Source organism: Affinundibacterium macrobrachii (assembly GCF_014652415.1).
Taxonomy (GTDB): Bacteria; Pseudomonadota; Gammaproteobacteria; order Burkholderiales; family Burkholderiaceae_D; genus Undibacterium; species Undibacterium macrobrachii.
On sequence record NZ_BMYT01000003.1, the window covers coordinates 630,131 to 644,636 of the forward strand.

The 14,506-nt window shown below is 47.4% G+C and carries 11 protein-coding genes; 9 read left to right on the plus strand and 2 right to left on the minus strand.

Annotated elements, in window-relative coordinates:
• Nucleotides 1–311 precede the first annotated feature (311 nt).
• The 7 genes from IE103_RS11615 (at nt 312) to IE103_RS11645 (ending at nt 10,417) form a co-directional block, all read left to right on the plus strand.
• The gene (locus IE103_RS11615; protein WP_189346370.1) at nt 312–1,496 is read left to right on the plus strand and encodes a CmpA/NrtA family ABC transporter substrate-binding protein; all 1,185 of its coding nucleotides are present in this window, start codon (nt 312–314) and stop codon (nt 1,494–1,496) included.
• A gap of 213 nt (nt 1,497–1,709) precedes the next feature.
• Entirely contained in the window at nt 1,710–2,438 is a 729-nt protein-coding gene (gene ntrB, locus IE103_RS11620; protein WP_373295240.1) for a nitrate ABC transporter permease, read from the plus strand.
• Between the two features lie 2 nt (nt 2,439–2,440).
• Entirely contained in the window at nt 2,441–3,271 is an 831-nt protein-coding gene (locus IE103_RS11625; protein ID WP_189346262.1) for an ABC transporter ATP-binding protein, read from the plus strand.
• Between the two features lie 39 nt (nt 3,272–3,310).
• On the plus strand, nt 3,311–5,740 hold the full coding sequence (gene nirB / locus IE103_RS11630) for a nitrite reductase large subunit NirB (protein ID WP_189346263.1): 2,430 nt from the start codon (nt 3,311–3,313) through the stop codon (nt 5,738–5,740).
• 329 nt (nt 5,741–6,069) lie between these two features.
• Nucleotides 6,070–6,414, plus strand: coding sequence for a nitrite reductase small subunit NirD (nirD, locus tag IE103_RS11635; protein ID WP_189346264.1), 345 nt, complete (start codon nt 6,070–6,072; stop codon nt 6,412–6,414).
• 34 nt (nt 6,415–6,448) lie between these two features.
• Nucleotides 6,449–9,223, plus strand: a complete 2,775-nt coding sequence (locus IE103_RS11640) for a nitrate reductase (protein WP_189346265.1) — start codon at nt 6,449–6,451, stop codon at nt 9,221–9,223.
• Between the two features lie 156 nt (nt 9,224–9,379).
• Entirely contained in the window at nt 9,380–10,417 is a 1,038-nt protein-coding gene (locus tag IE103_RS11645) for a DUF475 domain-containing protein (protein WP_189346266.1), read from the plus strand.
• Between the two features lie 125 nt (nt 10,418–10,542).
• Here the strand turns inward: IE103_RS11645 and IE103_RS11650 are convergent, their stop codons facing one another.
• Entirely contained in the window at nt 10,543–11,457 is a 915-nt protein-coding gene (locus tag IE103_RS11650; protein ID WP_189346267.1) for a LysR family transcriptional regulator, read from the minus strand.
• Between the two features lie 265 nt (nt 11,458–11,722).
• Here IE103_RS11650 and IE103_RS11655 point away from each other — a divergent pair, with 265 nt between their 5' ends.
• Together IE103_RS11655 and IE103_RS11660 are read left to right on the plus strand one after the other, a co-directional pair.
• Entirely contained in the window at nt 11,723–12,361 is a 639-nt protein-coding gene (locus IE103_RS11655; RefSeq protein WP_189346268.1) for an NAD(P)-dependent oxidoreductase, read from the plus strand.
• A gap of 204 nt (nt 12,362–12,565) precedes the next feature.
• Nucleotides 12,566–13,735, plus strand: a complete 1,170-nt coding sequence (locus IE103_RS11660) for a tetratricopeptide repeat protein (protein ID WP_189346269.1) — start codon at nt 12,566–12,568, stop codon at nt 13,733–13,735.
• Between the two features lie 250 nt (nt 13,736–13,985).
• Here the strand turns inward: IE103_RS11660 and IE103_RS11665 are convergent, their stop codons facing one another.
• A complete protein-coding gene (locus tag IE103_RS11665) occupies nt 13,986–14,309 on the minus strand; it encodes a hypothetical protein (protein ID WP_189346270.1) in 324 nt (107 codons plus the stop codon).
• Nucleotides 14,310–14,506 lie beyond the last annotated feature (197 nt).

Below are 14,506 nucleotides of genomic sequence, written 5' to 3' on the forward strand. Positions count from 1 at the left end.
TTTTGGTACACCACGAAAACTTGCCAACGGCGGCAATTTTCACAAGACAAAGGCGTCTTCCTACCTACTCCAATGAGTGCGGTAGTAAGACGCCTTTTTTCGTTCTGACTTTGAAATTTATCATTTGAATACCATCACGCTGGAGTCTGATCATGCATAAGCAAAATAAGTCCATCCTCAAACCGAATGAAACAGGTGCTCTCAATGAAAACTTTGCCACAGAACGCAAGACCGAACTCTCAGCCAAAAATCAAACTCGCCGTGAATTTATACAAAGCGCCAGCAGCGTGGTCGGTCTTGGAGCAAGCAGCATGTTAGGCCTAAGTTCGATGGGAGCGGCCAGCACTGCGTGGGCAGCGGGCTCAGACAAGCCTGAAAAAGAAGAAGTCAAAATCGGTTTCATTCCGCTCACCGATTGCGCCTCGGTGGTGATCGCTGCCGTGATGGGTTTCGATAAAAAATATGGCATCAAAATCGTGCCCAGCAAAGAATCCTCTTGGGCCAGCGTACGCGATAAATTGGTCAATGGCGAACTCGATGCAGCGCACGTTTTATACGGTCTCGTGTATGGAGTACAACTCGGCATCGGTGGCCCCAAGAAGGATATGAATATCCTGATGACGCTCAACAATAATGGTCAAGCGATCACGTTATCGAAAAAGCTAGCTGACAAAGGCGCCGTTGATGGCGCAGGTCTTGCAAAACTCATGGCGCGTGAAAAGCGGGAGTACACATTCGCGCAAACCTTCCCTACTGGCACCCACGCAATGTGGTTGTATTACTGGTTAGCGGCACACGGTATCAACCCGATGAAAGACGCGAAAGTGATCACCGTACCACCGCCACAAATGGTGGCGAATATGCGGGTCGATAATATGGACGGCTATTGCGTTGGTGAGCCTTGGAATCACCGTGCGGTGGCAGATGGCATCGGTATTACTGCTGCGACCACGCAAGATATTTGGCGCGATCATCCTGAGAAAGTCTTAGGATGCACCGCAGAATTTTCGCAAAAATATCCCAACACCGCACGCGCCTTGATCGCGGCGATTCTCGATGCGAGTCGTTGGATAGATGCCTCGCTCATGAATAAACAAAAGATGGCAGAAATCATCGCTGAGAAATCCTATGTCAACACTTCTGTTGATGTGATTAATCAACGCATTTTGGGACGCTATCAAAATGGTTTAGGCAAGACTTGGGATGATCCTCACTACATGAAATTCTTCAATGATGGTGCGGTGAATTTTCCTTACTTATCAGACGGTATGTGGTTCTTAACCCAGCACAAGCGTTGGGGCTTACTCAAAACAGATCCAGATTATCTGGGGGTGGCAAAAGCCGTCAATCGTATCGACATTTACAAAGATGGTGCAACGCTGGCGAAAGTCAACGTACCGAAAGATCCTATGCGTAAGAGCAAGCTCATCGACGGCACAGTATGGGACGGACAAAACCCTGCAGCCTATGCCGCCGCATTTAAGATCAAAGTCTAAGGATTAGCGATGACTACTCTGCTTTCAACTTATTCGGCAACCGATTCAGCTAGTGCTGACAACAACCCGCCGGAAAAAACCAAAACTGCAACGGCAAGCATACAAGTAATCAAGAAGGACACAATGATGGCCAAGCCCTCTGTATTCGCTAGTCTTACAATCAAGCTCAAAACGCTCGCTTTCAAGCTCTTACCGCAATTTCTGGGCTTAGCAATGCTGGTGTTGATTTGGGCAATTATTGCAGAGAAAAATACCTCGCTGCCCTCACCTTTGCTGACTCTGCAAGAAGCCATCAAATTATTTTCTGATCCCTTCTATCAAAATGGTCCGAATGATCAAGGCATAGGGTGGAATATCTATGCGTCCTTAAAACGCGTCGCGGTCGGCTTTGGTCTTGCCGCTGTGATTGGCATTCCACTTGGTTTCATGATTGGTCGCTTTAGTTTTATGGCGGGCATGTTTAATCCGATTATTAGCTTGCTCAAACCGGTCTCACCCTTGGCGTGGTTGCCGATAGGCTTGTTGGTATTCAAAGCCGCGCATCCAGCAGCGATTTGGTCGATTTTTATTTGCTCGATTTGGCCTATGGTCATCAATACCGCCATCGGTGTGCAACGCGTACCGCAAGATTATATGAATGTCGCACGCGTTTTAAATCTGTCTGAATGGAAGATTCTGACGCGGATTTTATTACCTAGCGTCCTACCATATATGTTGACGGGCGTGCGTCTGGCAATTGGCACCGCGTGGTTGGTAATCGTGGCAGCAGAGATGCTCACCGGTGGCGTCGGTATCGGCTTCTGGGTGTGGGATGAGTGGAATAACTTAAACGTACCGCACATCATTATTGCAATTGTGGTGATTGGATTCGTCGGCCTGCTATTAGAACAAGCACTGGTGGCGATGGCACGTGCGGTCACCTATGAAGAAACAGGAGCGTGAATATGGAAAAGCTAAACACTGCCGAAGCAAACGATAAAAAGTATATCGAAGTCCAACATGTAGATATGCGTTTCGACACCAAGAAGGGCAGTTTTCATGCGTTACGCGATATCAATTTGCGGATTGCGAGAGGTGAATTCATTAGCCTGATTGGTCACTCTGGTTGCGGCAAATCCACTTTACTCAATTTGATTGCGGGCTTAACCAGCGCGACTTCTGGTGCGCTGTTATGCGCGAATCGTGAAATCGCTGGTCCGTCGCCAGAACGCGGTGTGGTGTTTCAAAATCATTCGCTGCTGCCTTGGCTCACCTGTTTTGAAAACGTCTATTTAGCAGTGGAACGCGTATTCGCGGCCACAGAAAATAAAGCGGAATTAATCAATCGCACCCGCAATGCCTTGGCACTGGTGGGTTTGACTGCGGCGGATAAAAAGCGCCCACATGAAATCTCGGGGGGCATGAAACAACGCGTTGGCATCGCTCGCGCGCTCGCCATCGAACCGAAAGTTCTATTAATGGATGAGCCTTTCGGCGCACTCGATGCACTGACGCGCGCGCACCTTCAAGATGAGTTACTCAAGATCGTCGCCAAGACGCAATCGACGGTGGTGATGGTCACGCATGATGTCGATGAAGCTGTACTCCTGTCTGACAAAATCGTGATGCTTACCAACGGCCCAGCCGCGACTATCGGAGAAGTGCTATCGGTGGAATTAGCACGACCACGTGAACGGGTCGCGCTAGCCAACGATGCGCAATATGCGAAATATCGCAGCGCGGTGCTGGAGTTTTTATATCACCGCCAATCGCATCCTAGCAAAGAAGTCGCTTAAACCAGTCACACTAGACCCGAATTACCAAGAGAAAACATCATGAAAAAACTCAAACTCGTCATGGTCGGCAATGGAATGGCAGGTGTGCGCACCTTAGAAGAATTGCTGAAAATTTCGCCGGATTTGTACGACATCACGGTCTTTGGCGCAGAACCTTATGCCAACTACAATCGCATTTTGTTGTCGCCCGTATTGGCAGGCGAACAGACGATCAAAGACATTATGCTCAATGATGTCGACTGGTATGCAGAGAATAATATCAATCTCCATCTGGGAAAAAAGATCGTCAAAATTGATCGTTATAAACGCGTCGTGATCGCCGAAAACGGTATGGAAACCGAGTACGATCGACTACTGATCGCCACCGGCTCTACACCATTCATGTTGCCCGTGCCGGGCAAAGATTTACAAGGCGTGATTGCCTATCGCGACATCCACGATACCAATGCCATGATCGCTGCAGCGGCAGAGCATACCCATGCGGTTGTCATCGGTGGCGGACTACTCGGTCTAGAAGCCGCGAATGGTTTAAAGATGCGCGGCATGAACGTATCAGTTGTACATTTACCCGCATGGCTGATGGATAGGCAGCTCGATGTAACGGCTGGCAAGATGCTGCAAAAATCCTTAGAAGATCGCGGGCTCAATTTTCTATTGGAAAAAAATACCGAAGCCCTGCTCGGTGATGAAAACGGTCACGTCAAAGCCATTCGTTTTTCTGATGGTTTAGAAATTCCTACGCAGCTAGTCGTCATGGCAGTGGGCATTCGCCCGAATACTACCTTAGCAGAATCCGCCGGGCTGTATTGCAATCGCGGTTTGATTGTGAACGACACCATGCAAACTTATGACCCGCGTATTTATGCGGTCGGCGAATGCGTAAATCATCGCGGCACAGTGTATGGCTTGGTCGCACCTTTATTCGAGATGGCAAAAGTTTGCGCAAATCATTTGGCAAATTTTGGCATTGGTCGTTATCAAGGATCAGTCACCTCGACCAAACTCAAAGTGACCGGCATTGATCTTTTTTCGGCTGGTGATTTCTCCGGCGGTAAAGATACCGAAGAAATTATCTTGTCTGATCCTATCGGCGGCGTCTACAAAAAACTCGTGCTGAAAGACGACAAACTCATCGGCGCTTGTCTGTATGGTGACACCGTCGATGGCAGTTGGTATTTCAAATTGCTACGAGAGGGTAAAAACATCGCCGAGATACGTGATTCGCTGATGTTCGGGGAATCAAATACTGGCGACGTTGGCCATGAAGGTCACACCAAAGCCGCAGCGATGCCAGACAATGCTGAAGTCTGCGGTTGCAATGGCGTATGCAAAGGGACGATCGTCAAAGCGATTAAAGAAAAGGGATTATTTACCTTAGAAGATGTACGCAAACACACCAAGGCTTCGGCATCCTGCGGTTCGTGCACAGGCTTGGTCGAACAAATCATTATGTTCACAGCAGGTGGCGATTATTCAGCTACACCGAAAGCCAAGGCCATGTGCTCATGTACCGACCACTCGCATCATGCAGTGCGTGAAGCGATCAAAGCCAATCATTTATTGACCGTGGCAGCGGTTCAACAATTCATGGAATGGCGCACGCCGAATGGTTGCGCCAGTTGCCGCCCTGCTTTGAATTACTATCTCATTTCAACTTGGCCGAAAGAAGCAGTGGATGATCCGCAATCGCGCTACATCAACGAGCGCTCCCATGCAAATATCCAAAAAGATGGGACTTACTCGGTCATTCCGCGTATGTGGGGTGGCGAAACCAATGCTTCCGAGTTACGTAGGATTGCCGACGTCGTCGACAAATTTAAGATCCCCACCGTCAAAGTCACTGGCGGTCAGCGTATCGATTTACTCGGCGTGAAGAAGGAAGACTTACGCGCAGTTTGGCAAGATCTGGGCATGCCATCCGGCCTCGCCTATGCCAAAGGGTTGCGCACGGTGAAGACTTGCGTGGGCAGCGAATGGTGCCGCTTTGGCACGCAAAATTCGACGTTGATGGGGCAACAATTAGAACGCGAATTGGCACGCATGTACGCGCCACACAAAGTCAAACTCGCAGTATCGGGTTGCCCGCGTAATTGTGCTGAAGCCGGAATTAAAGACGTTGGTGTGATCGGCGTCGACTCTGGTTGGGAAGTGTATGTGGGCGGGAATGGTGGCATCAAAACGGAAGTCGCTCAATTCTTAGTCAAGCTCAAGACCCACCAAGAAGTCATGGAATATACAGGCGCATTTCTACAACTGTATCGCGAAGAAGGTTGGTACTTAGAACGTACTGTGCACTACATCGCCCGCGTTGGCCTTGATTACGTCAAACAACAAATTTTAGAAAATGCTGCGCGACGTAAAGAACTGTATCAACGCTTGCTGTTCTCGCTGGAAGGTGAAGCGGATCCTTGGCATGAACCGGAGAAGGCGCAAGTGGATACGCGGCAGTTTGAGCGCTTGTCGGGCTAGGATTATTAACACCCGATTTCTCACCTAAACAGCACTCTAGATAAGAGCTTCTACAAAAATTTGAAGTTCGATGAAAGTCCCCTCCCCTTCAAGGGGAATCGGTCAGACGAAAAAACCTGTTTCTTCGTCTGACCGATTCTAAGCTGCATGATTGCAGCGCAGTGGACGGGCTAGGGTGGGGATAGGTTGAATGAAGAAAGCTGATAGCGCTCAATTGTGGTAACCCATCCCCATCCCAACCTTCCCCTTGAAGGGGAAGGAGCATTAATCGAAACTCAAGTTTAGGTAGATGCTGGTGCATAAAAATCTTTGATTGAAAAGGAAAACCTATGTCCAAAGAATGGCAAATCATCTGTCGCATAGACGACATTCCTGTACTCGGTGCGCGCGTAGTCAAACGTCCAGCGCAAACCGATGTCGCTATCTTCAGAAACAAGGAAGACAAAGTCTTCGCATTATTGGACAAATGTCCGCACAAAGGCGGCCCCTTATCGCAAGGCATCGTCTTCGGTGAAAAAGTCGCCTGCCCTTTGCACAACTGGAATATCGAATTACCGACTGGTTGCGCCGTCTCGCCTGACGAAGGTTGCACGCAAAAATTTAGTGTCAAAGTGGAAGCCGATCAAGTGTATTTATGTACGCAGGAATTACTCACGTTAGCGATCGATTCTTAACGCCAATCAACGCCTACGATCAAGGTTAAATACGATGCTAGAAACTAAATCTACCTGTTGTTATTGCGGCGTTGGTTGCGGTGTGATCATCGAATCCGATGGCGCTCAAGTTATCGGGGTGCGTGGTGATCCGGCGCATCCTGCGAATTTTGGGAAGTTGTGCAGCAAGGGTAGTAATTTACATTTGACGGCTCAGCCACTATTGCAACAACAGGTACGCGCACTGTATCCCGAAATGCGCACTGCACGCAATCAAGAAAGACAGCGTGTGAATTGGGATGTTTGCTTAGAAACGTTGGCAGATAAATTCGCAGATTGCATACAAACGCACGGTGTAGACAGCATCGGCTTCTACATCTCCGGTCAATTACTGACCGAGGATTATTACGTCTTCAACAAACTAGCAAAAGGCTTGATCGGTACCAATAACATCGACAGTAATTCACGGCTTTGCATGTCAAGCGCAGTCGCTGGTTATAAGCAAAGTTTGGGTGCCGATGCGCCGCCTTGCAGTTATGAAGATATCGAACTAGCGGACTTAATTTTTATCGCTGGCTCGAATACCGCTTATGCTCATCCAATTTTATATCGCCGCATAGAACAGGCGCGTGAGAACAATCCCACTCTCAAAGTAATCGTGGTTGATCCGCGTCGTACCGATACCGCTCGAGACGCTGATTTGCATCTGGCGATTTTACCCGGCACTGATGTGGCGCTGTTTCACGGCATGCTGCATTTATGTTTGTGGGAAGATTTAATCGATACCCAATTTATCGCAGAACATACTGAAGGTTTTGCTGAACTCAAACAAACAGTGCGTGATTTCACGCCCGCATTTACTGCGCAAATTTGCGGCATCGCTGAAAAAGATTTGATTCAAGCGGCGCGTTGGTTTGGGCAAAGCAAAGCGGCATTATCGCTGTATTGCCAAGGCCTAAATCAATCGAGCGCAGGTACTGCAAAAAATAGCGCCTTGATTAATCTGCATCTGGCGACTGGGCAAATCGGCAAACCCGGTGCTGGTCCTTTTTCTTTAACTGGACAGCCAAATGCGATGGGCGGTCGTGAAGTAGGTGGTATGGCAAATTTACTGTCAGCACATCGCGATTTGAACAATCCTGAACATCGTGCTGAAGTTGCCGCCATGTGGGAAATACCTGAGGTTCCCGAACAAGCTGGCAAAACTGCGGTGGAGATGTTTGAAGCCGTGCGTACAGGTAAGATCAAAATTATTTGGATCGTCTGTACCAATCCAGCGCAATCGATGCCGGATCAAAATTTAATACGCGCAGCATTAGAAAAAGCAGAGCTGGTGATTGTGCAAGAGGCATATCACAACACCGCGACGGTAGCGTATGCAGATGTACTTTTGCCTGCTTCGACCTGGTCAGAAAAGTCCGGTACCGTAACCAACTCTGAACGTAGAATCTCTCGCGTACGTGCTGCGTTACCAGCCATCGGGGAAGCCCGCCACGACTGGCAAATTGCCACACAGTTCGCACAAAAATTGGGACGAAAATTAAATAAAACAAAACCCGATTTTGCTTACGACCATCCTGAGACGATTTGGAATGAACACCGTGACAGCACTGCGGGACGGGATCTCGACATCAATGGTTTGTCTTATACATTCCTAGAAAATCATGGGCCGCAACAATGGCCCTTCCCTGCTGGTGCCACCAAAGGCAAAAATCGTCTATATCAAGACCATCAATTCGCCAATACAAGTGGTAAAGCACGCTTTATCAATTGCAGCTATGTAGCACCTGCTGAAAAAATCACACCACGACACCCATTTGCTTTAAATACTGGACGCTTGCGTGATCAGTGGCATGGCATGAGTCGCACCGGTTTGGTCGCGCAACTGTATGCCCATGCGCCTGAGCCTTGCATAGAAATGGCAACTCAAGATATGCAACGCAGCTTCATCAATGATGGTGATCTTGTCGAAGTCAGTAATCAACGAGGGACACAAATCCTGATCGCAAAAGCGAGTGCGCAACTCAAGGCTGGGCAGAGCTTTATCGCCATGCATTGGGGTGAAGAGTTTGTCTCGGGTTGCCAAGCGAATCAAGCCCTATTCGGTGTGAATAGCTTATGTAATCCGCGCTTTGATCCTATTTCTAAACAGCCAGAGCTAAAACACAGTGCGGTCAAAATCAGCAAAATTGACTTGGCATGGCAATTCCTCGCCTGTGCTTGGGTTGATTCCTCACAGATCTTCAATGTACAACAAACGCTGCGCCGCTATTATCCTCACTTCACTTACGCGAGTTGCGTGCTATTTGGACGCGAGCGTCAAGGTCTATTATTTCGTGCTGCGCATAGCATTGCGGTTGCAGCGGAGGTTATACACGCGATTGAACGCCTACTTGGCTTGCATGGCGAGTTTGTGTTGCAATACGACGATATCAAACGTGGGACTGGGCGCAAAATTTTAATTGAGACGAAACAAACTACACTTCCCCAAAAATGTATCGCGGGTTTTTCTTTAGCAGGCGATATTGCAGCAGAAAATTGGCTCAAACAATTGCTATTAGATGAAGAAGCGCTAACGATTACACCCACCTTGCTCGCCCGATCTCAGCCTGCCGTGAGCAAGGTCTCTGGTGGCCAACAAGATAATCAAGTCGTGTGTACATGTTTCAATATCAAGGCGCAACAAATCAAACATTCGCTAAGCTTGCATAACGGAGATGAGAAACAGCGACTTAGTCAGTTACAACAAGCTTTAGCTTGTGGTACCAATTGCGGGTCTTGCATACCTCAACTAAAGCAGTTCGTGCGCGAGGCCGCGCTTACTGATTAAACTTCTAATGATTAAACTTCTAAGTCAAATTCTGCTTTTTTATCCCACCATCGGTTGATTACAGCTTGCACCAGCATCCCATTGTGTGGCACTCTCGCAGTTCATTTTCTGTCCGACCTCACATGCGTCGGACTTTTCTATTTGGACTAAACAAGTATGCAACATTTTCGATTATCTATTCTTATTTCTCTGATTTGCTTAGGCATCGCAACCTATTGGGGTTACACCCATGGCGGTGTGACTGCGGCAGCCAGTGCGCTTGGTATTGCGATGATTTTGGCGATATTAGAAATCTCGCTGTCATTTGATAATGCCGTCGTCAATGCTTCTGTCTTAAAGAATTGGGATGCATTTTGGCAAACTCTATTTTTAACAGTGGGTATTATCATCGCGGTATTTGGTATGCGCTTGGTTTTCCCTCTGGTGATCGTAGCCGTTGCGGCAGATTTGGGATTGGCTGAAGTTTGGAACTTGGCGATCGACAATCCTAAGGAATTCTCCACACATCTAATTAATCATCATGCTGAAGTAGCTGCTTTTGGTGGTGTTTTCTTATTGCTGGTATTTCTCAATTTCTTATTGGATGATGAAAAAGAAATGCACTGGCTTGGCAATGTCGAAGCCAAAATCGCCAGCTTTGGTCGTATCAGTTCCATCCCTGTGTTGATTGCACTTGGCGTCGTGGTTGGTAGCGTCAGTTTGGTCGAAGCGTCACAACAATATGCTGTCTTATTATCTGGCGTGTGGGGCATCATCGTGTACGTTGGTGTTGACTTCATCAGCAGCTTGCTAGAAAAAGAAGAAGCAACGGATGTCAATGTCGGCGCGGTTGTTAAAACTGGCGGCATTGGCGGCTTTTTGTATTTAGAAGTGCTTGACGCCTCATTTTCATTTGATGGCGTGATAGGTGCATTTGCTATCACCAGCGACGTGGTCATTATTATGTTGGGTCTTGCAATCGGCGCTTTGTTTGTGCGTTCAATGACTGTGTATTTAGTGCGCCAAGGCACGCTCGAAGAGTATGTTTATCTTGAACATGGTGCACATTATGCGATTGGCATTTTGGCCTTAATCATGTTTGCGAGTATGAAATTTCATATTCCAGAAATCTTTACCGGATTGATTGGCGTTGCATTCATCGTGGCGTCGTTTTGGTCCTCATTGAAACATAAACGACTTGAGCATACGCGCTAGAAAGTGAGGCTGAGCACTAAGCACCAAAGCGAGGCAGGGACGTGGTGAAGACGAGAAAGATCACATCTCTGCCTCACAGAGTGCAGGCGTAGAGAGCATCACTTTTTCAAAAATTCGGGCGGGTGCTAATTTGCTGCGTAGTCTTGTAATTGCGCCCGATAGAAATCAATAAATGCTCTCACCTTGTGCGGCACATGACGACCCGGTGGTAGCACTGCATAAATGCCACCGGATGGCAGTCGCCATTCGGGCAGTAAGTGTTGTAACTTCCCACTCTGCATTTCTGATTTTGCACTCATCGAATCCATCACCGAAATCCCCGCACCTTGCTGCAGCAAAGCCAATAAACTACTTGGTGCATCAACTTGTAAGCGGGACCGCATATGTACCGTCTGCATCTCACCATCAATATGACTGAACTGCCAAGTTAATGGCGTGGGCAAAAGGTTTAAAGCAATCCAGGCATGATTACGCAAGTCTTGTGGCAATTGAGGATGCCCATGTTTTTTCAAATAGGCAGGTGCCGCTAGCAAGATTTGATCAAACTCACTCAACTTGATCGCCCGCTGTGACGAATCACGTAGCCAGCCCATACGAAACGATAAATCGATGCCATCAGTGACTAGATCACTAATGCGGTCGTTACTGCGCAAATCAATACGCAAATCGGGATGTAAGGCAGCAAAGCGTGCCACTGAAGGTGCCAAGGATTGACTGGCATGCATCACGCTGGTGGCAATTCTTAACACCCCAGTCAGGGCTTTATTCGCCGCCCCCACTTGTAAGATAGCATCTTGCAACCCTAATAAAGCTGGTTGGCATTGCTCATGCAATTGACGCCCAGCATCAGTCAAACTCAATCGTCGCGTGGTGCGGGTGAATAAAGCGGTGCCCAATTGCTGTTCTAGACGTGCAATTTGCACGCTGATCTTCGCCTTCGCCACATTCAATCGGTGTGCCGCTGCGGTAAAGCTCCCTGCTTCGACCACCGCGTCGAAAATCCCAAGTGCATTGAGATCAATTTGATCGAGAGTCGGCATGATGGCTCCGTCTTTGTGATTTATTCGTGGATTGAATACTTGCTTCTATGGAGATTGCAACGACAGAAGTCAATTCATCTGCTTCATATCTCAAAATCGAATCTCTATTGATAAGAATATGAGAACAATGAATTGTAGATTTGGTGGTTTATCTAGTCAATTAATTCGCCCATACTGCGTTTCATGCTGAGTTCTGTAATACAGACAAGCACAAATTCTCCATACATCTACGTCTTAACATCTACAACTTAACAAGGACTTCATCATGAATATCGCACTCATCGGCGCGTCAGGCTTTATCGGTTCCGCATTACGCCAAGAATTACTTAGCCGCGGACATCAAGTCACGGCATTCGTCAGCCAGCCCGCCAAATTAGCGGCACAAGAAAACTTGCGCGTAGAAGCGACCGACGTACAAGATTTAACGAGCTTGTGCACACAGCTTGCCAATTTCGATGCGGTGATCAGCGCATTTAGCGGGCATGCGCAAGCGAATACACTTGATTACTATGTATCTGGCATCAAGAATATTATTCAAGCAAGTAAGTCGGCCAAAGTGCCGCGTTTGCTGGTAGTTGGAGGTGCTGGTTCACTCGAAATCGCACCAGGTTTGCAGTTAATTGATACACCTGAATTTCCTGCTGCTTATAAAGCAACTGCAGAAGGTGCGCGTCAAGCTTTGAATTTATTGCGCGCAGAGACAGAACTGAACTGGACTATGCTGAGCCCCGCAGGCGTGATCGCACCGGGGCAACGCACTGCTCAATTTCGCCTCGGCAAAGATCAACTCCTTACCGACGCAGACGGCAAGAGCCATATTTCGGTAGAAGACTATGCAGTGGCGATGGTGGATGAATTAGAGTATCCGCAACACCTCAAGCAACGATTCACACTAGCTTACTAAGCACATCCTATGGGCGAGAACGATGCTAGATTCTGCGCATCACAATGCCATTCGAGTTACGTCGATCTCGCCCCGCTGTGTGAATTAATCAATAGAAGTAAAGAATAAACGCAATACATCCATCCCAGATCAAGAACAACTTGCTAGTAACAGAATCAAAAGCTATTCTGCAAATCTTCATTACAAGAATTTGGATGGGCGTCTATGCGAAGTATTTTGATACGCATCGTGTTGTGCTGTAGCCAGTTGTTGCTGATCAGCGGATGTGCGACCAAGCCAGTGGCACTGACCAACGATAATCTGTTCCATGACGAGCTGTTCGCGGCACCTACCGATCTTGTCAGTGCCGAGAGTATCTTCCAGCTCAGTCCCTCGATGCATCAATTTCTTGATCGTGAAATCCGTAAGCAATCAAGAATACACAGCGACCAACGTGCTCTGTATATGGCGCTCTACGATGAGGGCAAACTGCAATTACGTTACGATGCCAGTTACACCCGTAATGCCTCTGACACCTTTGAGTCTCGATCTGGCAATTGCTTATCCCTAGTGATTATGACCGCGGCGTTCGCGAAGGCAATGGGATTAACGACCAGCTATCAAAAAGTATTTCTGGAGGAGGAATGGAGTCGTGCCGGCGAACTCTATTTTGCGAGTGAACACGTCAACGTCGTGCTCGGACAAAAAAGACTAAAACTCTATAACGATAGTACTGGGCCAGAAACCATGGTGGTCGATTTCTTGCAACGTGGTGAAGCCGCCAATTTGCGTTCGATAGAAATCGATGAAAATACCATCGTTGCCATGTTCATGAACAATCGCGCAGCGGAAGCGCTAGTGCGCAAGGATTACAACCAAGCATATTGGTTTGCGCGGGCGGCAATTCAGGCAGATGATCAGTTTGCGGCTGCCTATAACACGCTAGGCGTGATCTACATGCACCGTAATTATCACGAGCAAGCCTATCGTACGCTAAGCACGGCATTAATCCTTAACCCTAAAAGTTTAGCAACCATGTCAAACATGGTGCAAACACTGAATAATCTTAATCGCGTGGCGGAAGCCAAACAATTAAGCCAACGGCTATTGGATCTGCAACCACATCCACCGTTTCATTTCTTTCAGTTAGGTTTGGCGGCGATGAATAAGAATGATTATGTCGCGGCGAAAGCGATGTTTCAAAGAGAACTAAAACGCGCGCCTGATTATCATGAGTTTCATTTCTGGCTGGGCTTGGCGCACTTTCGCTTAGGTGAATTAGCTGATGCTGAAAAAGAACTGAATTTAGCGAAACAAAATAGCATCAATCAAAAAGACTATGCTTTGTACGCTGCCAAACTGAATTATCTCAATGCGCTCAATGCAAACCAATAGGATGTTCGACTTCTGACTAACTCAGGATGCTAGGCCATCATTCCTTAGTGTGTACTAGTGTTTGCTGGTGTTCATTGATAAATAAAAAACTGCCAAACTTGTTGGCAGTTTTTTTGTTTTTTTAACAGGAAACTACTTGAGCTAGCGTGCTCGGTTTATCGAGAATGACGAAGTTTGTTGGATGCAACAATCTAGAGGCACCTGCTCGCACCAAGGCAAGCTAGATGCAAGCACACTCGTATCGAGCGGATCAAGCAGCTAAAAATACAGGTGCTTTCGCCGCAACTGGAACGCGCACAGCAGGGATATCTGCTAAATGCGTCGCACCACTCATTAATTCAGCGATACGATCAGTCAAGGCTGTTTCTTGGGTTGCCAATTGAAAATGCGCAGGACGTTGCGTTTGTACGATACCCCAACGAACGATAGGGGAGCGTCCACTGCCATCCAATAAAGCATGGTCACGCAACCATTGCTCAAAGAAACGTGTAGGCATATTGCTTTCCACCCAAATCAGATGATCCGATGTCATCAATTTATTGTAGGATGGGCGAACTAAAATTTCGTAGATCATTTTGACAACTCCCTAAATGTCTTTGTCTTGTTGGATTCGACAAAGCTGCTGTTAGGCAAAAAACGTGATCGACTTCAGTCCGGTTGACACAAATACTTACAAGTTTCGAGATTTTTTAAAAAATTCGCGATTATTTTTATCGAAATCCACATTTCCATACAAAAAAGGCCTGATTTTTTTCAAATCTAGGCCTTTTA